The sequence below is a fragment of the Streptomyces sp. NBRC 110035 genome (assembly GCF_000829695.1).
Lineage (GTDB): Bacteria > Actinomycetota > Actinomycetes > Streptomycetales > Streptomycetaceae > Streptomyces.
Map to the genome: position 1 here is coordinate 539,556 of NZ_BBNN01000015.1, position 23,626 is coordinate 563,181.

A 23,626-nucleotide genomic window follows, 5' to 3' on the forward strand; every position below is an offset into this window, starting at 1 on the left:
TGGGCCGGTCCGGGCCCTGCCGGATCGTCCACGGGAGGTAGTCATGCTCAGTCCGGGTTCCCGCGTCGAAGCAGAGGTCGCTCTGGAGCCGACCGACTTCGTCGTCCACGAGCACCGGCTCCGCGACGTCTGCCTGCTGCCGGGCAGCGCCCTCTTCGACGTGATCTGGCGGATGCTGGAGGCCCGTGGTCTCGACCCGGCGCGGGCGGTGCTGACCCAGGTGCTGTTCGCCGAACCTGTCACCACCGCGCCGGGCATCGGCCGGGAGCTGCGCGTGGTGTTCGAGGCGGACGACACCGGCCGGGTCGGTGTGCGCGTCACCAGCCGCCCCGTCGGCGAGCTCACACTCGGTGCGCCCTGGGTGGAGAACCTCCGCGCGCAACTCGACTGGTCCGGGCGGGCGCTGCCCGCGCTGGCCCCGGACGTCCGGGACGCGGCCGACGCCACCGGCGACATGGCGCAGGTGTACGGCAGGGCGCGCGCCCAGCAGGTGCACCATGGGCCGCGCATGGCCTGCACCGGTACCGTCCGGCGCGGCCCCGGCGGTCTGCTCGCCGAGATCGACCTCGGCACCGGCGCCGGGAGCGAGGACTTCTACCTGCACCCCGCCCGCCTGGACGCGGCCACGCTGCTGGGGTTCTGTCAGACGCCGCCGGAGAACGACCCGTTCGTGCCGATGTTCGTTAGCAGGTTCCGTGCGGTCCGGCCCCTGCGCGGACCGGCCCTGGTCCATGTCCCCGAGGCGGAACGGCTCACCGATTCCGGCGAGTTGCTCAGCAATGACGTCCGCATCTACGACCTGGACGGCGAGCCGATCGCCGAGATCGTGGGCTTCGCGTCCAAGCGGCTGCGACCGGGCGCGGCGGTGTCGGCCCCGGAGGCTCCCGTGCCGGTGGCTCCGGAGCGGGCCCCGGTCCCCGCTGTCTCGTCGGCAGTGGCTCCCGAGGTGGGAGAGCGGCGGGCGACGCCGGTGGGCGGAGCGATGGCCGACCGGGTGCGCGCGGTGGTCGCCGGGCACCTCGGCCGGCCCGCCTCCGACGTGCCCACAGGAGTCGGCTTCTACGAACTCGGCCTCAACTCGGTCGACGTGCTGCGGATCGCGGAGCAGTTGGAGGAAGTGGTCGGCTCGACCCTCTACCCCACACTGCTCTTCGAGCACACGACAGTGGACGCCGTCGCCGCTTTCCTCGTCTCCGAGTACGGGGAGACCTCCTCGTCCGAAGACGTGTCCCCGGATGCGGAGACCGGTTCGGCCGAAGCGGCCCCCGGGACCGGCGACGCCCGGCTGCCGGGTGAGCTCGTCGCCTTCGAACCGGTCTGGACCCCGGCGCCCGCCCCCGTGCCGGGGCACGGGTACGGGGACATCGTGGTGTTCGGCGCGGCGTGGGCCCAGGCATTGCGGGCCGCTCGCCCGGACCGCCGGGTCGTCACGCTGGTGCAGGACGGGCCGGCGCCGGTCGGCGGCTACGTCGTGGACCAGTGGGACCGGGCGGACCTGACCGGCCTGCTGCACCGGATGGCCTCCGACGGGATCGAACCGTCCGTGTTCATCGACGCCACCTGGCCCGCGCCCGCGCCGTACCCCCGGCTGTGGGCACTCGCATCGGCCCTCGTCGACAGCCGCAGACCCGGCCCGCACCGGTTACTGGTGGTGCACGGGCCGAACGCCGACGCCGGGTACCAGGCACTCGGCGCGTTGCTGCGCACCCTCGGCACGGAGGTGCCCGCACTGCGCTGCCGCGTGGTCGCCCTGCCGACCGGCACGCCCGACGCGGCAGTCCTGCTCGCCGAGGCCGACGACCTCACGGCCGACGTGGAGGTGCACCACTTGGGCGGCCGGCGGCTGGTGCGCCGCCACCGGCCCGTACCCCTCCCGCCGCCGGAACGGGCGCCGATCCGGCGGGGCGGCTCGTACCTCGTCGCGGGAGCCGGCCGGATCGGTCTGCACGTTGCCAACTGGCTGGCCCGCGAGTACGGGGCCGAGCTCACCCTCGCTGCCCGTCGCCCGGAGCCGCCCGAGACCTCCAGGCTCCTCGCCGAGTGGCGGGAAATCGGTGTGACGGCGCGTTACGTGCGGGCCGAGCTCACCTCGGCGGCCGATGTGGCACGTCTGACGGAGGCCGCCCGGCGCACCCAGGGGCGTCTCGACGGGGTGTTCCAGTGCGCGGGCGCGGTCGAGGACGCGGTGTTCTTCCGCAAGCGGCCGGAACGCGCCGCCGCCGTGCTCGCAGCCAAGATCGACGCGGTCACCCTCCTCGACGAGGCGACCTCGGCCGACGACCTCGGCCTGTTCGTGGCGTTCTCCTCGCTCGCGGCCACCCTGCCCAGCCCCGGCCAGTGCGACTATGCCTACGCCAACGCCGCCCTCGGCGCGCTGATGCGGCGCCGCACCGGGCCGGGCTGCAGTCTCGCCGTGGAGTGGCCGTACTGGTCGGACGGCGGAATGACCGCGCCCGCCGACGCCCTGCGGCACGACCGGCAGACGCACGGACTGGCACCGATGCCCACCGCGGCCGGACTCCGCGCCCTCGGCGGCGCGCTGGCCTCCGGCGCGTCCCATCTGCTGATCGGTTACGGCGAACCAGACCGGATCGCGATCGCGCTCGGCACCGCGACCGAACCCGGGTCCGCCACCACGGCCACATCCGGTACGGCTCCCACGACCGGGACCGCGGCCGGGACCGGCACCGAGCCCGGTGCCCCGTCCGACACCGATCTCGTCCTCGCCCCGGCCGCACCTCCCGCCGAGGCAAGGGGCGGGGTGGACGATGACGCCATCGCCGTGATCGGCATGGCCGGCCGCTACCCGCAGGCCGCCGACGTGGCGGAGTTCTGGCGCAACCTCAGCGCGGGACGCGACTGCGTCACCGAGGTACCGGCCGACCGTTGGCCGCACGAGCAGTTCTTCGACCCCCGGCCGAACACACCGGGCCGCACGTACGGCAAATGGGGCGGGTTCCTCGACGGTATCGACCGTTTCGACCGCGCCTTCTTCGGCATCTCCCGCCGCGAGGCCGAGCGGATGGACCCGCAGGAACGGCTGTTCCTGACCACCGCCTGGCAGACGGTCGAGGACGCGGGATACCGGCCCGACCAGCTCACCGACCGCCGCGTCGGGGTGTTCGTCGGAGTGATGTCGTCCCACTTCCAACTGGTGGACGCTGCGCCGGACGAGCCACTGCCTCTTGCCCTGCACTCGTCCGTGGCCAACCGGGTGTCCTACCGGATGGACCTGCGCGGCCCCAGCATGGCGATCGACACTGCCTGTTCGTCGTCGCTGACGGCGATCCACCTCGCCGTGCAGGCCATCCGCTCCGGCGAGTGCACCTGGGCGCTGGCCGGCGGGGTGAACGTCATGCCGCACCCGGAGAAGTACCTGCAACTCGCCGCCGGGCAGTGGCTGTCGCGCGATGGACGATGTCGCAGCTTCGGCGAGGGCGGCACCGGTTATGTACCCGGCGAAGGGGTGGGCGCACTGCTGCTCAAGCCGCTCGCCGCCGCGCGGGCGGACGGCGATCACGTGTACGGCGTGATCCGCGGCTCCCGCCTCAACCACGGCGGCCGGGCCAGTGGATTCACTGTGCCCAGCCCGGGCGCGCAGACCGACGTGGTGACCGGAGCCCTGACCGCCGCCGGCGTCGACCCGGCCACCGTCAACTACGTCGAGGCGCACGGCACCGGCACCTCGCTCGGCGACCCGATCGAGGTCCAGGGACTGCGCGACGCGTACACGGGTGTGGACACCACCTGCGCCCTCGGTTCGGTCAAGTCGGTCATCGGCCACCTGGAGAGCGCCGCCGGGGTGGCCGCCGTGACCAAGGTGCTGCTCCAACTGCGGCACCACACGCTCGCCCCCACGCTGCACTGCGACGAGGTGAACCCGGCGCTGCGCATCGACGAGAGCCCGTTCCGGCTCCAGCGCACCGCCGAACCGTGGCAGCCGGGAGCGGCCGGAGTCCGGCGGGCGGGCGTCAGCTCGTTCGGCGCCGGCGGCTCCAACGCCCACCTCGTCCTGGAGGAGGCGCCCCCGCCCCGCGCCGCCCCCGTACCAGCCGGGCCCGCCGTACTGGTGCTGTCCGCCGAGGACGAGGAACAACTCGCCCGGGTGGCGGGGGACCTGCTAGCCGTCCTGGAACAGGGCGACGAGCAGGTCCGCCACGCGGTCGCCGGTCTCCTCGGCGTGCAGCCCGACGACGTATCGGCCACGGTGCCCCTGCGCGATCTGGGCCTGGAAGTGGTGGACCTGGAGCTCCTCGCGGCGTCGACCGGGCTTCGCGCCGACGAGCTCGCCCGGCGCACCCTCGACGAACTGGCCCCGGGCGAGGGAGCGGAGCGGCTGCACGACCTCGCCTACACCTCCCAGGTCGGCCGGACCCCGCGGGCCCACCGGCTGGCCGTGGTCTGTGCCGACAGCTCCGCCGCCCGCCGGGCGCTGCGGGCCCACCTCGCGGGCGAGGCCCCGCCACCGGGCGCCTACTGGGGGCGCGAGCCGGGCGGCGCGGACCCGGCCGGTCTCGACGACGCGGTGCGCGAGCGGCAGTGGGACCGGCTCGCCGAAGCCTGGGCGGCCGGGGCCGACGTGCCCTGGCACCGCTGTCACCCGGCCGGCCTGCGACGGGTGCCGCTGCCGCCGTATCCCTTTCGGGGCGAGCGCTGCTGGCCGGGCCTGTGGCGCGCGGAGAACGCGGGGGGAGCGGACACGGCTGCCGTCGCGGGCACCCCTGCCGCCACACAGGCCACGGCCGTGCCGGGCGTCCGCGCCCGGGCGGGCACCACCGCCGGGAGACAAGCGGGTGCCCGGCCCCGAGTCGCTCCCAACACCGCTGCTACGACGGGAGTCACCGCGGTGACGGACACCGCTGCCGCGAACGGTGGAGCGCCGGAGCCGCCGCGGGCGCCGGATCCCGATCCGGACCGGCCCGCGTGCGAGACACGCCTGCTGCCGGACGGAATCCTCCTGGTCACCCTCGGCCGCAGCACCTTCACCGACGAGCTGCTGGACGGCTTCCGGGAAGCCCTGGTGCGGGCAGCCGCCGACGAGGCGGTGTCCTGCGTGGTGATCACCGGGAGCGGCGAGGTGTTCAGCATGGGCGCCACACCAGAGGCGATGGCCCGACTGGCCGCCAAGCAGGGCACGTTCGCCGACGTGTCCTTCCTGCACCAGCTAGTCCTCGCGTGCGACAAGCCGGTCGTCAGCGCCCTCCAGGGCCACGCCAGCGGCGGCGGCCTGGTGTTCGGCCTGTACGCCGACGTGGTGGTGATGGCGCGAGAGGCGAGTTACGGCGTGCCGTTCCTCACCTACGGTTTCACCCCCGGAGCCGGCGCCACCTTCTTCGTGGAGCGCAAGCTCGGTACGGCGGTCGCCGAGCAGTTGTTCTACACCGGACGCACGTTGACCGGTGCGGAACTGCGCGAGCGCGGCGCCTCGGTGGACATCCGTCCGCGTGCCGACGTCCTGTCCACCGCCCTGGGGTACGCCCAGTCCATCGTCCGGCAGTCCCGCACGGCCGCCGCCGAGCTCAAGCGGGAGCTGGCCGGACGCACGCTCGCCGCTCTGTCCGACGTGATCGAACGGGAGTTGCGCATGCATGAGCGAGTGCTGGGCGGCGAGGCCGTCGAACGCGTCCAGAGCCGCCTGGGACGCGAGTCCGCGCCGCCCTCCCCGACCGCCGCGGCGACCGCACCAGCCGCGCCGCCCGTGTCTTCCGTGCCGCCTCACCCGCCCGTCCCCTCCGTGCCGCCGGCACCGCATGTGCAGCCGGTACCGCCGCCGGGACCTTCCGGGTCGGCCGGCGAAGAACTGCGGGACGTCGTCGTCGAGGTGGTGGCCGCTCAGCTCTACCTGGCACCGCACGAGGTCGATCTGCGGCAGACGTTCTCCGACATGGGACTGGACTCGATCGGCGCCGTCGAGGTCACCAACACCCTTGCCTCCCGGCTCGGCGTCCACCTGGAGTCGGTCCTGGTCTACGAGCGGCCGACGGTCCCCGAACTGGCCGATGCCGTGGCCGAGGCCGTACGCAACAAGCAACAGGTGGCCGACGCCGCCGTGGCCCCGCGCGTCGGGGCGTCGGAACCGGCCCGGCCCGCCGAGCCTGTGACGGACGGGCCGGCCCCGTCGCCCGTCGGCACAGCCGCGCCCGCCCCGGCGACGGCACCGCTCGTAATCCCCGTTCCCGCCCCCGTCGTGGCGGCCGTGTCCTCGCCGGAGCCAGGGGCCGCGGTCCCGCTCGTGCTGCGTGGCGTCGGCGCACGCGCCGGGCAGCACGCGGCCCCCGCGGCACCCGCCGCGCCGGGCCCGGTCGGTACCGCCGTACCCGCCGCTTTCACCAGGCCCGCGGCGACCGTGGCGCCGGACCCCGCCCCGCCACCGCACGACGCGCACGCCATCGCGGTGATCGGGATGTCCGGCCAGTTCCCACACGCGCCCACCCTGGAAGCATTCTGGGCCGCTCTGGTCGATCGCAGGCAGCACACCGAGGAGGTTCCGGCCGAGCGCTGGGACACCAGCGTCCACTACGACCCGGCGGGGCCCCCCGGCACCACGACCAGCAAGTGGGCGGCGTCGCTGTCCGGCATCGACCGGTTCGACGCGCCGTTCTTCCGTATGTCCCCGCTGGAGGCGGAGGACATGGACCCTGAACAGCGGCTGTTCCTCACCGAGTCGTGGCGCGCGCTGGAGGATGCCGGCTACGCGGTCGGCCCCGACACACCCACGTCCTGCGGTGTCTTCGTGGGCTGCACGCAGAGCGACTACCGGCACCTCCGCCGCGCCGCCGGACGGCACGACACGGCGCACAGTTTCCTCGGCGGCGCCCCGTCGGTGCTGGCGGCCCGCGTCTCGTACTTCCTCAACCTCACCGGCCCCACCGCCGCGGTGGACAGTGCCTGTTCGTCGTCCCTGCTCGCGGTGCACCTGGCCTGCCAGAGCATCCTGAGCGGGGACTGCGAGATGGCGGTCGCGGGCGGGGTCGCGCTGATGCTGGGCCCCGACATCCATGTGCAGACCAGCGCTGCGGGCATCCTGTCGACGACCGGCCGGAGCGCGCCTTTCGACGCCTCCGCCGACGGCATCGTGCTCGGCGAGGGGGTCGGCGCCGTGGTGCTCAAGCCGCTGGCCCGCGCGCTCGCGGACGGCGATCACGTCCACGGCGTCATCCGGGCCGGCGGCGCCAACGGCGACGGCCGCAGCAACGGCATCGCCGCGCCCAGCGGACGCGCCCAGGCCGACCTGCTCACCCGGGTCTGGCGGCGAGCGGGCATCACCCCCGACGAGATCGGTCTGATCGAGGCGCACGGCACCGGCACCCCGCTGGGCGACCCGATCGAGGCGAAGGCGCTCGCGGAGGCGTTCACCCGGACGGGATCGACGACGGCGTCCTGCGCGCTCGGCTCGGTCAAGGGCAACTTCGGCCACACCACCATGGCGGCGGGCATCGCCAGCCTCCTCAAGGTGCTGCTGGCGCTGCGCCACAAACAGTTGCCGCCGACCGCCGGGTTCGCCTCGCCCAACCCCCGGCTCGACCTCGACGACAGCCCGTTCCAGGTGGTCACGGAGGTGCGGGATTGGCCGCCGGGCCCGAGCGGGCAGCGCATCGCCGCGGTCAGCAGCTTCGGCGTGAGCGGCACGAACTGCCACCTGGTCGTCGCTGAGGGCCCGGCCCGGCCGCGGCACCTGGGACCGCGCAGCTTCGTCGTACCGGTCTCGGCCCGTACCCCCAGGGAACTCGGGGAGCAGCTCGGCGCCCTGGCCGAAGCGGCGCCGTCGGCGCCGGAACTCGCTGACGTCGCCTACACCCTGTGCTTCGGACGCCGCCACCACCCGGCGCGCGCCGTCGTCGTCGCGGACAGCCTCGACGACCTCGCCGTCCATCTGCGGGCCGCAGCGAACGGTGCCCCGCCGTCCCTGGCGGCGGCCACGCCGGAGCAGCGTCGCCTCGCCGACGAGTACCTCGCAGGCGGCAGCCCCGCGTTCGGGACGCAGTTCCACGGGATCGAGGCCCGCCGCACCCCGCTGCCACCGCATCCGTTGCGCGGCACCCGGTACTGGCCGAAGCCCCCGGCCGCTCCTGCGACCGCTCCCGCCGCGGGCCTCACTTGGTGGGTGGCCCCGGACGCCTGGCAGGTCGCCGACCACCGGATCGGGGACACTCCGGTGCTGCCCGGCACCGGCGCGCTGGCCCTCGCCGCGATCGCGGCGGGCGACGACGGGACGCTGGAGCTGTCCGGAGTGCGGTGGCTCCAGCCGCTGCGCGCCGGTACGGCGCAGGAGGTACGGGTCGAGATGGACGGCTCCCGCTTCAGCCTGCGTTGCGCGGGGACGGACTTCGCCACGGGCACGGTGCGGCCCGTTCCGGCGCCGGCCGCACCGCTCCCGGTCGACGACATAGCCCGGCGCTGCACCGGCCACCGGTCGGGCAAGGACCTCTACACCCGGTTCGCCGCCGCCGGACTGCACTACGGCCCGGCCTACCAGGTGGTCGACGAGGTGTGGGTGGGCGACGGCGAGGCGCTCGGCCGGCTGACCGTCGCCGAACGATCCACGTGGAGCAGCGTGGTCGACGTGGCCGCACTGGACGGCGCCGTCCAAGTGGCTTCCGTCCTGGCCGGAGAGGGGGAACTGCTGCTGCCGTTCGCGGCGGCCCGGGTGGTGGTGCGCCCGGCCGACGGGGCGCCGACCTGGGCGCACGTCAGCCGGACCCCGGAGGGCATCACGGTCCGGCTCGCCGGAGCCGACGGCTGGGAGCACGCCCGCATCGAGGGCCTGGTTGCCCGTGAGGCGCGCACGGAGCACCCGCGCCCGGCGCGCGCCGGTCAGTACGGCGAGGTGGCGGCCCCGGGGCAGTCCCCCCGTACAGCCCCCGAGGCACCGTCGTCGTCCCGTACAGCCGGTGCGGGGGAGGAGGACGGCGGGCCCGCGGTCTCCGTACTCGTGCCCACGTGGACGTCGGTGGGGGAGGGAGACCTCTCGCCCGCCCAGTCCGGACGTGCCCTGGTTCTCCACACGCCCGGCGCGGAACCGCTGGCCCGGGAGCTCGCCGCCCGGTGCGGCGGCGAACTGCTGCCGCTGGCCGCCGGACCGGACCGGTTGGCACGCCCCGACCTGGACTCCGTTCACGTGGTGGCGACCGGCGACAGCCCGGCCGACCCCGACGAAGACCCCACCCTTGCGCAGGTGTTCGACTGTGTACGGGTGCTGGCTCAGGGCCCGGCGGCCCGCCGGCCCTTGAACCTGACGGCGGTCCTCGAAGGGGTGCTGCCCGCCGGCGGACGACCCGTCACGGCTCCCGCGCGGGCGGGCATCCTCGGTGTGCTGCGCGCCGCCGGCGCCGAACACCCCCACTGGCAGGTACGCGGCCTCGACCTCGGCGACGCGGGCGTGGAGGCGCTGCTGCGGGCCCCGGCCGGGCACCCGGCGCCGGCCTGGCGCGACGGCCGCTGGCTCACCCGGGTCTTCCGGCCTCTGACGGCCGCGCCCACCACGGCCCGGCTTCCGCAGGCCGGGACCGCGACCCCGGGCGGCCCCGCAAGCCCCGCCTCGCCCTGGCGCGACCGTGGCGTCCATCTGATCGCGGGTGGCGCGGGTGGCATCGGTTTCGCCCTGAGCCTGTACCTGGCCCGGCACACCTCCGCCGACTTGGTCTGGCTGGGACGCCGACCGGCCGACGCCGAGGTGGCCGCACGGCTGGCGGAGGTCGAGGCGGCCGGCGGCCGGGTCCGGTACGTGCGGGGTGACGTCGCGGAACCCCGCGACGTCCGGGCCGCGCTCGCCGTGGCCCACACCGAGTTCGGCCCGGTCACCTGCGCGGTGCACGCCGCCCTGGAACTGCGGGACCGGACACTGGCGTTCGCCGACGCGGACGACCTGCGGGCCACGCTGCGGCCCAAGGCCCGGGGCGTACGGGTGCTCCACGACGTGCTGCGCGACGAACCCTTGGACCACTTCGTCCTCTTCTCCTCGGCCGCCTCCGCGATCGACTCGCCCGGCCAGGCCGCGTACGCGGCGGCCAGCTCCGTCGAGGACGCCCTCGGGCAGGCGCTGCACGCCGCGGGCCCGGTTCCGGTGACCGTCGTCAACTGGGGCTACTGGGGCAGTGTCGGAGTGGTCGCCGCGCCGGAACGGGCCCGGATCATGGCGGCGGCCGGAGTGGGCTCGATCGAACCCGCCGACGGATTCGCCGCCCTGGGGCAGATCCTCACCGCCCGCGTGCCACAGGCCCTCGTCGCCCGGGCCACCCCGGAAGCGCTGAGCAGACTCGGAGTGACTGTGCGGGAACCGTCCGAAGACAGCCTCGAATCCCTGGCGGGCGCCCTGCTGGCCGCTGAACTCACCGCCGCCGGAGTGCTGCCCGCACCAGGTGCACGGTGCTCCGCCACGACGATGGCCGAACGGCTCGGCGTCGTACCCGCCCATCGCCGGCTGTTCGACGCCCTGTTGCCCATTCTCGAACGCGCCGGGGCGGTGCGCTGCGAGGGCGCGGACCTCATCGGCCTCGGCGGCACCGGACCGGCCGGTGCTCCCGCACGGCCGCATGCTTCCGTCGAGGCGCAGGAGCAGCTGCTGCGGCGATGTGTGGCTGCGCTGCCCGAGGTGCTGGCCGGGCGCCGCAACCCGTTGGAGGTGCTGTTCCCCGGCGGTTCGACCGACCTCCTCGCGCGGTTCTACGGCGGCGGCGCGGCCGAACGCGCCGCCAATCAGGAGCTCGCCGCCCGGGTGCGCAGCCAGGTCGACGCCTGCGGGCCCGGTGCACGAGTGCTCGAGATCGGCGCGGGCACCGGCGCCACCACGCGCCACGTGCTGGCCGCACTGGACGGCGCCGCACCGGTCGAGTACGTGTTCACCGACCTGTCGGCCTCGTTCCTGCGGCAGGGCGAACAGGCCCTGCGGGCGCACGCACCGGACGCCGTCACCCTGCGGTACGCCCGTTTCGACGCGGAACGGGAACCCGCCGTCCAGGGCTTCGGAGCCGATCACGACGCGGTGGTTGTCGCCGGTGTGCTGCACGCCACCTCGGACGTCACCGCCGCGCTGCGGCACGCCGCCGAGCTCCTGCGTCCGGGCGGCCTCCTCCTGGTGCACGAGACCACCGGGCGTTCTGACTTCCTGACGCTCACCTTCGGGCTGACCGAAGGCTGGTGGCGCTACCAGGACCCCGAGCTGCGCCAGCCCCACTCGCCGCTGCTCACGCCCGGAACCTGGCACGCGGTTGCCGGGAAGGCAGGCCTCACCGACGTCGAGGTGACCGCGGCGGCGGCCACGGGAGCGGCGGGTCCCTGTCTGCTCACGGCCCGCAGGGAACCGGCCGCCGTGACGCCGGACCAGGTATCCACGGCACCGGACCCGGCCGTCCCCACGCCCGAGGCGGCCCGCCACTACGTGCGCGCAGTGTTCGCCGAAGTGCTCCGGCACGATCCGGAGGACCTCGGCGACCACGCGGCCTTCGACGACTTCGGCATCGACTCACTGGTCAGCCTCACCCTCATCGGCCGGTTCGAGGCCGACCTGGGCGCACTGCCGTCGACGCTGCTGTTCGAGCACCTGACCATCGCAGCTCTCGCCGACCACCTGCGCGCCATGCGGCCGACGGAGCTGGCGGCAGCGACCGGAACGCCCCGCACCGGCCCTGGGACGATCTCCGAGGTCCGCCCTGACACCGGGGCGCCTTCTGTGGCCCGTACCGGATCCGGGGCAGCCCTTGTGGCCCGTACCGCAGGGACGGAACCCGCTTCGCACGACGGGGCCGTGCGGCCCGACGACATCGCGATCGTCGGCGTCAGCGGCCGGTACCCCGGCGCGCCGGACCTGGACGCCTTCTGGCGGCTGCTGTCGTCCGGCGGGGACGCCGTCACGGAGGTGCCGGAGGACCGGTTCGACTGGCGGGAGTACTACGACGCCCGGCCCGGCACCCAGAACCGGCTCTACACCGCACGGGGCGGGTTCATCGAGGGTGTCGACCGGTTCGACCCCGGCTTCTTCGGCATCCTGGCCCGCGAGGCGGTGAAGATCGACCCACAGGAACGGTTGTTCCTGGAGACCTGCTGGGACCTGCTGGAACGCACCGGCAACCTCGGCGACCGCGCGACCGGGCGCACCGGGGTCTTCGCCGGTGCCATGTACGGCACCTACGGCCAGCTCGCCGCGACCGCGTGGCCGCAGGGCGAGATGACCGGCGCGCACTCGTCGTACTGGTCGATCGCCAACCGGGTGTCGTACCTGCTGGACCTGTCCGGGCCCAGCTACGCGGTGGACTCCGCCTGCTCGTCCTCGCTCACGGCGCTGCACCTGGCCTGCGAGAGCCTGCGGCGCGGAGAATGCGACACGGCGATCGCCGGCGGCGTCAACGTGATCATCCACCCCGCGCACTTCGTCTCGCTGTGTTCGCTGACGATGCTGTCGCCGCACGGTATGTGCCGGGTCTTCGACGCCGAAGCGGACGGATTCGTTCCGGGCGAGGGTGTCGGCGCGGTGCTGCTGAAGCCGCTGAGCCGCGCGATCGCCGACGGCGACGACATCTGGGCGGTGGTCAAGGGCAGCGCAGTCAACGCGGGCGGCCGTACCTCCGGCTACACCGTGCCGAACCCGAACGCCCAGGCGGCGGTCATCACGCAGGCCCTCGAACGGGCCGGCGTCGACCCCGCCACGGTCGACTACGTCGAGGCGCACGGCACCGGCACCGCCCTGGGGGACCCGATCGAGATGGCCGGTCTGCGCAGGGTGTTCGACCGGGTCGCCGTGGGCACAGCCGATGGTGCCGATGCCCGTGCCGACGCCCGGCCGCTGGCCGTGGGCTCGGTGAAGGCCAACGTCGGCCACCTGGAGGCGGCGGCGGGCATCGCCGGGCTCACGAAGGTGCTGCTCCAACTCCGGCACCGCGCCATCGCTCCCTGTGCCCACCTCCGCGAGGTCAACCCCCGCATCGACCTCGGCGACCGGCTGGACCTGCCGAGGGAACTACGGCGCTGGGAGGCGGGGGCGTCGCCCCGGCGGGCCGGTATCAGCTCGTTCGGCGCCGGTGGTGCCAACGCACACGTGGTGATCGAGGAGTACGTGCCCGCACGGCCGGACCCGGTGGGCCCGCCGTCCGGAGACCAGCTGTTCGTGCTGTCGGCACGGTCGCCCGAGCTGCTGGCCCAGTACGCCGGTGACGTCGCCGCCGCCCTCGGGGGGCCGCTGCCGGTGGGCGCCGGACTGCCCGGGCTCGCCCACACCAGCCAGGTCGGGCGGCCCGCCCTGCGGGAACGTCTCGCAGTGCTCTGCGGCAGCGTGCCCGAGCTGGTCACCCGACTGACCTCGGTCGCCCGTGGCGAGAGCGCGCCGGGTGTGTGGCGCGGCAGCGCGGCACCCGGCCGCGAAACGGCTGCTGCCCGCGAGGCCGTTGCGGGCGGGCCCGACGACACGGCCGTCGGCCCGGCTGCCGAACGGTGGGCGGACGCGGCCCGGCGCTGGACCGGGGGCGAACGGGTCGACTGGGCCGCCCTGTGGCCCGTTTCGCCACGCGCGGCCGCCTTCCCGGGGCACCCCCAGCGGCGCCGGCGGATCTGGTGGGAGCCGGCCACGCCGCCGCCCGCAGCCCCCGTGTCGCTGCCCGCGACCGAACCCCTGCCCGAGGGCGCTCCCCTCCCCGCGACCGCTTCCGTCCCTGTAACCGCCCCCGTGTCCCTGAGCGTCCTCGGCGAGACCGTCCGCGGCCACCACGTCGGAGGCCGTCGCATCCTGCCGGGTGCCGCCGTTCCCCAGCTCGTCCACGCGGCTCTTCCCGGACTGTCCGGCGCCGTCCGCTTCGGCGACCTGACCTGGCAGCGGCCCCTGGACCTCGACCGCATAACCGAGGTACGGGTCGTGGCGGGCGCCCACCGGCCGGACGAGCCGGTCCCGTTCACGCTCACCGGCCCCGACGGGGTGGCGTACGCGACCGGCACCGTCGAGCCCCTGCCCGACCCCGCCCTGCCGCCCGGTACTGCGCCCGCCCCCGGCCAGGTCGGCCCGTCCGTGGCGCCCGCCGTCGTCTACGCCCGCCTCAGCGCGGGCGGGGTGCGGCACGACGGTGGCCTCCAGGTGCTCCGGGCCCTCTGGGCCGGACCGGGGGAGTGCCTGGCCGATGTGGCGGCATCGCCCGCGCCCGGCCTGTGGCTGGACCCGGCCGTGCTCGACGGCGCGCTCCAGGCGCTCGCCGTGCTCGACGACGCCAACGGCTACCTGCCCACCTCGTGCGCCGAACTGACCAGCGTTCGTCCGCTCCCGGCCCGCTGCCGGGTGCATGCCCGCGATGTCACCCCGGACGGTGCCACCGGCTTCCGCATCGTCGACCTGGACATCTACGACGGGGAGGAACAGATCCTCGTCCTGCGGGGGTTGCGGCTGACCGCCGTCCGGACCGAGGCGCCCCGTGCCGCCGTCCCCCTGGACGCGTCCGTGCCCGCAGCGGTTCGGAGCGAGGCTCCGGCGCCGTACGGCGGTGTCCGTACGGACCACGCCCCCTCGGCCGGTGCGACGGCCCGGGAGTCCGCGCCCGTCGACATCGAGATCCGCCACCGGCGGCCCCGTTGGCGGCCTGCCGGCCCGCCGGAGCCGGGCCGCCCCCTGCGCCGGGTGCTGCTGCACTGTCCGGAGCCCGCACTGCGCGCCGACCTGGCCGCCGAACTGGACCTGCGCGGCATCGCCTGGGACGTCGACGCCTATGCGGGACCCGGCGCCGTGGACGCCGTCCTCCACGTCTGCCCCGCCTCCGCACCGGACCTCACCACACAACTCAGGGAGGGCTTCGACACCACGCTGCGGCTGGCGACGAGCCACCTGGGGGCCGCCCGTTCCCGGACCCCGCTGCGGATGCTGGTGGCACACCACATCGACGAGCGGACCGGGCAGGCCCGGCCCGCGTACGCCGCCCTCGGCGCCCTGCTGCGCACCATCTCGCTGGAGCACACGGACTTCTCCGGCGTCCAGGCGCAGGTGGAGGGGGCCCCCGCAGAGCTTGCCCGGCTGCTGGTCGAGGAACTGCTCGGTGCCGGTGAGGGCGACGTCCGGCACACGGCCACGCAGCGGTACGTGCGGGAGTTCGAGGAGTACGAGCCACCGTCGGCCGCTCAGGCGGCCGACCCGGCCCTCCTCACCGGCCCCGCGCGCACCTACCTGATCACCGGCGGAGCCGGCCGGATCGGCACGACGCTCGCCCGGCACCTCGCCGTGCGCGGCGGCCCGGTCAACCTCGTCTTGTGCGGCCGTCGCGCCGCCGACGCCGCAGTGACGGCGGCCTTGCGGGACCTGTCCGCAACCGGAGCCGAGGTGATCTACCACCAGGCCGACGTCAGTGACCGGCGGCAGGTCGACGCTCTCGTGGCGACGGTCCGTCAGCGGTTCGGCGCCCTGCACGGCGTCGTGCACGCGGCTGGTGTCACCCGCGACTCCCTCGCGGTGCGCAAGACCCCCCAGGAGGTGGCCGAGGTACTGGCCCCCAAGGTCTGGGGCGTCGTACACCTGGACGCGGCCACCCGGGACGAACCGCTCGAATTCCTGGCGCTGTTCTCCTCGGTGGCGGCCACTACGGGCAACCTCGGCCAGGCCGACTACGCCTTCGCCAACGCCTTCCTCGATGCCTTCGCCGACGAACGGGCCGCCCGGCACCGCGCCGGGCGGCGTCCCGGGCGCACGGTGTCCATCGGCTGGCCCCTCTGGTCGGACAGCGGCATGCTGGTCGACGAGGCCAGCCGCACCCTGATGGCGCAGCACACCGGCATGGTGCCGCTGCCCGGGGCGGACGCCCTGCGCTCCTACGACGCCTTCCTCGCGGGAGACGAGACGTGCCCCGGCGTGGTCTCCTACGCGGAGGGCCTCCGGCCGCGCAGCACGCGGCACCACACCTTGGTGCCGGACGTCGCCGGGACCGCCGAGGAGGAGCCGACCGCCGAACGAACCGGGAGCGTCGAGCGGGAACTGCGTTCCGTCGCTGCCGGATTCCTGATGGTGCCGGACGACGACGTGGACACTGGCACCGACCTGATGGAACTGGGCTTCGACTCGATCTCGCTGACCGAACTCATCACCAAGGTCAACGCGCGCTACGGCCTCGACCTCCTGCCCACCGTGCTGTTCGAGGCCCCCACCCTGGAGGCGCTCGCCGAGCGCCTGGTCCGCGAGCACCCGACGGTCGGGCGGGTGGAGGACGTCCCGGAAAGGGCGTTGTCCGAAGCATCTTCCGCACCTGCCGTGTCTGATGTTCCTGGCGAATCTTCGGTGTCGCCCGTACCCGCCGGCCGGGTGTCCGGCCGCGCCGGGTCCGCGATGCCCGTCGCCATCGTCGGCATGGCCGGCCGGTTCCCCGGCGCCGACGATCTCGCAGCCCTCTGGCAGACGGTGTCGGCCGGTCGGGACCAGGTGGGGCCCGTCCCCGCGGACCGTGCCGAACTGCTCGCCGATCCGCGGATGGCCGGGGTACGCGCCGGATTCCTGGAACGTGTCGCGGAGTTCGACGCGGCAGCCTTCGGCATCTCGCCGCGCGAGGCCGGATACATGGACCCGCAGCAACGCCACTTCCTGGAGGTGACGTGGCAGGCCCTGTACGACGCGGGCCGTCGCCCCGGCGAGCTGGCGGGTTCAGCCACCGGCGTGTTCGTCGGCGTGGCCACGGGCGACTACAACGAGCTGATGACGGCATATGGCGGCGCCCCCGAGGCCCACATGGCCACCGGTGTCGCCCACGCCGTCCTCGCCAACCGGGTCTCTCATCTGCTGGACCTGCACGGCCCCAGCGAGGCGCTGGACACCGCGTGCTCCAGTTCGCTGGTCGCCGTGCACCACGCCGTCCGCGCGCTGCAGAACGGTGACTGCGACCTGGCCATCGCCGGTGGCGTCAACCTGACGCTCAGTCCCGCCCTTTTCGCGACCTTCACCAGGGCCGGGATGCTCAGCCCACGCGGCCGGTGCGCCAGTTTCGACGACTCCGCCGACGGATACGTCCGGGGCGAAGGCGTCGGCGCCGTCGTACTGAAGCCGCTGGACCGCGCACGGGCGGACGGCGACCACGTGCACGCGGTGATCCTGGGCAGCGCGGTCAACCACTGCGGCCGCACGCCGTCCCTGACCGCGCCCAACCCGACGTCCCAGGCGGACGTCGTCGTCGATGCCGTCCGGGCGGCCGGGGTGGACCCGCGCACCATAGGCTTCGTCCAGGCGCACGGCACCGGCACTCCGCTGGGCGATCCCATCGAGATCGAGGGCCTCAAGCAGGCTTACGCCCGGTTGTACGAGGACTGGAACCTGCCCGCCCCGGCCGAGCCGCACGTAGCGGTCGGCTCGGTGAAGGCCAACATCGGTCACCTGGAGGCGGCAGCCGGGATCGTCGGCCTGCTCACCACGGTGCTCGCGATGCGGGGCGGTCTCGTCCCGCCCCAGCCGCACCTGCGCGAGCCGAACCACTACCTGCGCCTGGGCGGCACCCCGCTGACCCTGGCGGACGGAGCCCGGCGCTGGGACCCGGTGACGGACGAGTCCGGGCAGCCGGTGCGCCGCGCCGGAGTCAGCTCGTTCGGCTTCGGCGGGTCCAACGCCCATGTGGTGCTCCAGGTCGAGGGAGCGGCGGAGACCCGGCCACCCTCGACCGGCGGACCGTGGGTCGTGCCGGTGTCGGCGAGGGACGCTCAGGCCCTGGCCGACTACCGCGCGCGGCTGGCCGACTTTTTCGACCGGACGCCGGGCGCCCGCCTCGACCAGGTGGCGTACACCTTGCAGGTCGGTCGGGAGGAACTCCCGCACCGCCTCGCAGTGGTGGCCCGCGACCGTGCCCAGCTCGTCGCCGCGCTGCGCGGCACGAGCCCCGACGGAGTACACCTCGGCGTGGCGACCGCCCGCCCGGACGGTGCTCGCGCGCACGTCACTCCGGAGGAGCTCGCCGCAGCCTGGTGCGACGGCCATGCCGTCGACTGGGCCGGCCGCTGGCCCGCCGTCCCCGGCCGGACACCGCTCCCCGGGCCAGGCTTCAGCCGCGTGAGGCACTGGTTTCCCCGTCCCGCCCAGCCCCTGAAGGGATCGACCGACACCATCACCGAGCCTGACAAGACCTCGGTCGAAGCCGTCGAAACCGTGGCCGTACCTGTGGGGAACCGGAGTGAAACCCGTCAGGCCGCGCCCGCAGCCGTCGCGACCACGTCCGTTGCCGCACGGGCCTCGGCCGCTTCCGTGCCGTCGTCACTGTCGTCACTCCGGTCCGCCGAGGACGCGAACGAGTCCGTACAACCCGCCCCGGCACGTCGCGCGGCGCGTGGACAGGTCCGCTTGGCGCCGGTACGCCGCGTGGACACGCCGCGGCCCCCGTCCCCGCGCGTCGGCGCACCCGAGCCGTCGGCCCCGGCGCCCGCACGGGCCGCCGAGGTGACGGCGCAGGGGCTCCGCGAGCGGGTGGCGGTGGCGCTGGGCCTGCCTGCCGAGGAGATCGGCGACCACGACTCGTTGACCAGCCTCGGCCTCGACTCGATCATGCGCGTGGAACTGGTCCGCTGGCTGCACGACAAGCACGGCACTACCCTGCCGACGAGCGAGCTCTATGAGCACGACACGCTCTCCGGCCTGGCGCGCTACCTCGGCACGGTCGGTGCGCCGGATCCCGCCCCGGCTGCTCCGGACTCCGTACGGTCCCGGCCGGAGGCCGAGTCGGCCGCGGTGATGCCCGTACAGCCGGTGTCGGCGCCGCAACCGGTCGCCGCGGACGCCGTACGGCAGCCCATCCAGGAAGCGGCCCTGATGCCGGACCCGGCGACGCCTGTACCGGCCGAGTCGACTCCGGCACCGGCCGCTCCGGATGCGCAATCGGAGGCGGATGCGGAGCCGGACGACCTCGCCGCCGTCGTGCGTCGCGCCGTCGAGCGTGCCGTGCAGAAGGATCTGGGGCCCGACGGCCGGTTCACGGACGGTTCCCTCACCTCTCTCGACATGCTGCGGGCGGTACGCGCACTGGAGAAGGTGCTCGGCACGCTGCCCAAGACGCTGCTGTTCGACCGGCCCGACTGCGTCTCGCTCGCCGACCACCTGGCCGGACGGTTCGGCGCCCCGGCGGTGGCCCGGCTCGGGGAACCCCCCGCCCCTGCCCCGCGGGACATCGCCCACACCGGAGCGGGCGCCAGGGTGGTTGTACCGCGCTCCGAGCTGGCCGACCGCCCCGACCTGCTGCGGCTCGTGCGGGATGTCGAGGAGCAGTACGGGATGGAGACCGGCCTGGCCGGTCTGAGCATCGCTCCGCTGCTGTTCTTCCCGGCCACCCGCGACGGCTACCTGGCGATCGGCCGCCGTGACGACTCCGTGCTGGTGTGGCGGTACACCGGTGCACCGGAGCAGTTCGCCTCGGCGGCCGGTGAGCTGCTGGCACACTGCCGCGACAACGGACTGCGGCTCAACCTGCTGTCCACCGAACCTCTCACGGAGCTGGCCGGCACCCCCATGCTGGCCACCGCGTTCGGGGTCGTGCAACGGCTGCAGAACCTCGACGCGTTCTCGCTCGACGGCGGTCGCCGGAGCAAACTGCGCTATCTGGTGAACCGGTTCCGCCGCGACGGTGACAACCGGGTCGAGGAGTACGTCAGCGGCTCCGACCCGGCGACCGACGAGGCGATCGCCGGTCTGGTCGACCAGTGGTCCGAGGGCAAGCAGATGGTGAACGCGTACGTCGCCGAGGCCCGCGAGCTGATCAGGGCGGGGAAGCTGCCCGACCGACACCGGATCTTCCTGACCTACCGTGACCAACAGCTGCTCAGCGCCATCGTGCTGGCCGCACTGCCCGCCGAGAAGGGGTACCTGCTCGATGTGGAGTTCTATCCGCGGAGCATGCCGCTGGGCGGCCTGGAGTACAGCCTGGTCGAGATCGTGGGGCGGCTCGCCGCGGAGGGGGCCGAGGTGCTCAGCTTCGGCGGCAGCTTCGGCGTCGAGGTGACGACCACGCCCAACCCGGCGCAGGACGTGCGCCAGGCGCTCGCCGAACTGCGCTCGGTCGGGATCTTCGACGAGGGCAACTACCGCTTCAAGAAGAAGTTCGGGCCGGTCGAGGTGCCCCTCTACCTTTGCCAGCCGGCCGCGAACCGTACCGATGCCGTCGACCTGATCACGATGATCGCCAACTCGGAGGACACGGCGGCCACTTCCCCGGAGGGCGTGGACACCGGCACGGCGGGTACCCCCGGCTCGGCCGACCACGAGGCGGCCCCCGGCGCGCCCGTGTCCGACCGCGCCGCGCAGCTGGCCCGGGTCGGGCACAACCCGGTCCTGCTCGACCACGCGGAGGTGGAGTTCGACCTGCTCACCGACTCGTGGTTCGAGCGCACCGACGCCTTCGTCACCGACCGGATGGCCGCCCTGGCTGCCCGGGTCGCGGACCCGGGCAGCGCCCCGGTGGCACCGCCCGCCTGGATGCCGCTGTCGCATGTGTCGTGGACGGCGTCCGGACGGTCCGCCGAGCTGCGGCTGTGCCGCTCCTGGCCCGGCCGACGGGGAGTCGTGCTGCACAACGACCTGTTCCCGACGTGGCAGTTCGCGCTGGCCGAGGCGGGGTTCACAGCGGTCCGGACACCGCGTCCGGACGGCGCGGCGCACACCGGCGACGCCCGGCTCGCCAGGCTGGCAGCCCTGCTGGACGAGTACGGCGCGGACGTGTCGTTCGTCTGTCTGGAGCTGAGCACCAACGCGGCCGGCGGCCTCCCGCTGACCCTCGGCGCACTCAGGGAGGCGGCCCGTACCCTGCATGAGCGCGGCGTGCCGCTGGTGCTGGACGCCACCCGGATGGTGGACAACGCGTGGGCGGCCGGCGAAGCGGCCCGCGCCGACCTCTGGCAGACGGTGCGCGACCAGCTCGACACCGCCGACGCCGTGACGGTGAGCCTGTCGAAGAACTTCGCCGTCGGGCTTGGCGGGCTGGTCGCCACCCGGCGCTCCGACCTGGCCGAGCGGATGGCCGAGGACGAGGACGCCTACGGCCGTCAACTCGGCCGCCAGCAACAGGCCGTGCTCGGTGCGGCGCTCGCCGACACACCGGTGATCGGCGAGCTGGTCCACCGCCGCAGCGAGCAGGTGCGGTCCCTGCACCAGCGGCTGGTCGAGGCCGGTGCGCCGGTGCACGGTGGGCCGGGCGCACACTGCGTGCTGCTCGACCCGCGGCGCGACGACGCGTTCGGCGGCCTCGCGCAGCCCGGGCCCGCCATGCTCGCCTGGCTCTACCGGGCCACCGGGGTCCGGGGCGGCCCGCACCTGGGCGACGACCCGGCCGGTCTGCTGCGCCTCGCGGTGCCGACGGGCCTGTCCGACGCCGACGCCAAGACGCTCACGGACCGGCTCGCCAGCTGCTTCGTCGATCGCTCCGGGGTGGTGGACCTGCACCCGACGGGACCGGTGGACTCGCCGATGGCGTTGGCACGGGCCCGGTTCGAGCCGGCGGACCGGATTCCGGACGACGTACGGGCAGCGGTTGCCGACGGCTACGCACCTGCGGGTGACAACCTGGCGGTGCTCAACGCGCACGCCCCGGCCGTCCAGCGGCACCTGGTGGAGCTGGAGACCGCGACCGTCGAGGCGTTCGTGCACGGCACCGGCCCCACCCTGCTGCTGATGCACCCGTTCAACATCGGGGCCGGGATGTTCGCCCGCCAGTTCGCCGAACTGGGCGCGGACCACCGGCTGGTGGTCCTGCATCACCCCGGGGTAGGCGCCACCCGCACCCGGGGGCAGATGTCCCTCGACCACATCGTCGACCTCTGCACCGAGGCCCTGGAGCGGCTCGGCATCGACGGCCCGCTGCACCTGGCCGGAGCGTCCTGGGGCGCGCTGGTGGCCCAGACCTTCGCGCTGCGGCACCCCGGCCGCATCGCCTCGCTGACCACCATTGGCGGCTCGTACCGGTACGCCAACCGGGTCGGCGAGGTGAACCGGCTCGAGGTCATCGTGGCCGAGGACATGGCCGCCGTGGCGGCGGCCACCGGCGACGAGGCGCGGCTGCCGGACCTCGCGGCGGAACTGCTGCGCTGCGAGAGCATGGACCCCTACGTCGGCCTGTCCTACCTGGACTTGTTCGCCGACGAACCGGATCTGCTGCGCCGACTGCCGGAGCTCGACCTGCCGGCCGCGGTGATCCAGGGACGGCTCGACTGCGTGGTGCCGTTGGACACCGCCCGCAAGCTGGCGGCCGCCATCGCGGGCGCGCGGTACGAGGAACTGGCCGACGCCGGGCACTTCCCCTGCGTGACCCACGCGGACGAGATCAGTCGGCTCTTGCGGGAGGTCGTCGCCGCGTCCGCCGACCGAGAGCCCCACACCACTCTCCGCCCCTCCGACGCCTCCGGCACACCGCGTTCCACCGACGCCCACCGGCACCCAGAGGAGACCGCATGACCACCGCACCGCGCCCCGTCACCGTGGGCGTCGAGGCACTCGACGTCTACGGCGGCAGCGCCTGGATCAGCGCCGACGACCTGGCCGCGGGCCGGGGCCTGGACCGCGGCCGCGTCAAGAACCTGATGCTGACGGGACGTTCAGTCGCGCTGCCCTTCGAGGACCCGGTCACCCACGCGGTGAACGCCGCCAAGGGCCTGGTCGACGGTCTCGACCCGGAGGCGCGCGACGCGATCGAGGTCGTGCTGGTGGCGACCGAGTCCGGCGTGGACTACAGCAAGTCGATCGCCTCGTACGTCCACCGATACCTCGAACTGCCCTCGCACTGCCGGCTCCTGGAGGTCAAGCAGGCGTGCTACGCCGCCACCGCGGCCCTGCAACTCGCCGTCGGCTATCTCGCCTCGGGCGCCTCACCGGACGCACGGGTGCTGCTGATCGCCACCGACGTGGGCCTCGCCGACGAGCGTGCCGAGTACGCCGAACTGGCCACCGGCAGCGGCGCGGTCGCGATGCTGCTCAGCGAGCACCCCGACATCCTCGAACTGGATCTCGGAGCGTTCGGCCTGCACAGCTTCGAGACGATGGACACCGCCCGGCCCGGTCCCGACATCGAGGTCGCCGACGCCGACCAGTCCCTTGTGGCCTACCTGGAGTGCACGGTCCGCAGCTTCGCCGACTACCGAACCCGGGTCGCCGACGTGACGTTGGACGGCACGTTCGACCACCTGGTCTTCCACACACCATTCGCCGGCATGGTGCGGGCCGCGCACCGCCGGGCGATGCGCGAGTTCACCGGGTTCGGCTCGGCCGCGATCGCCACCGACTTCACCCGCAGGGTCGAGCCGGGCCTCACCTACCCGGCGCAGGTCGGCAATCTCTTCTCCGGGTCTCTCTACCTGGCGCTGGCAAGCCTGGTGGACCAGTTGCCCGGAGCGACGGATCGGGCCCGGGTGGGCCTGTTCTCCTACGGGTCGGGGTGCTCCTCGGAGTTCTTCAGCGGCACCGTGCGCGAGGAGTCCAGGCAGGCCATGGCGGCCCGGAAGATCGGGCCGCGGCTGGCCGCCCGTCGCCGCCTCGGCTTCGCCGAGTACACCGAGCTGCTGCCGGAGAGCCGGGCCTGTCTGCTGCCCCGCCCACACCTGGCCGTCGGCGCCCACACCGATTGGCGCCCCGACTCCCCCGGCGGGCCGCCCCTGCTCGCTCTCCAGGGCGTGGAGAACTACCACCGTCACTACGACTGGATCTGAACCGGAAGGACGTCAACGA

General features: G+C 74.2%; 2 protein-coding genes. Both read left to right on the forward strand.

The window, feature by feature from the left end:
- Positions 1-43 precede the first annotated feature (43 nt).
- Positions 44-22,360 carry an SDR family NAD(P)-dependent oxidoreductase gene (locus TU30_RS35140; RefSeq protein ID WP_042163782.1) on the forward strand — a complete coding sequence of 7,439 codons (22,317 nt, stop codon included), beginning with the start codon at positions 44-46 and terminating at the stop codon, positions 22,358-22,360.
- Positions 22,357-23,607 (forward strand): hydroxymethylglutaryl-CoA synthase family protein, encoded by a 1,251-nt coding sequence (locus TU30_RS02510; RefSeq protein ID WP_042163784.1) that lies wholly within the window; start codon positions 22,357-22,359, stop codon positions 23,605-23,607. The genes TU30_RS35140 and TU30_RS02510 overlap by 4 nt, the downstream gene beginning before the upstream one ends.
- The last annotated feature ends 19 nt before the right edge of the window (positions 23,608-23,626 follow it).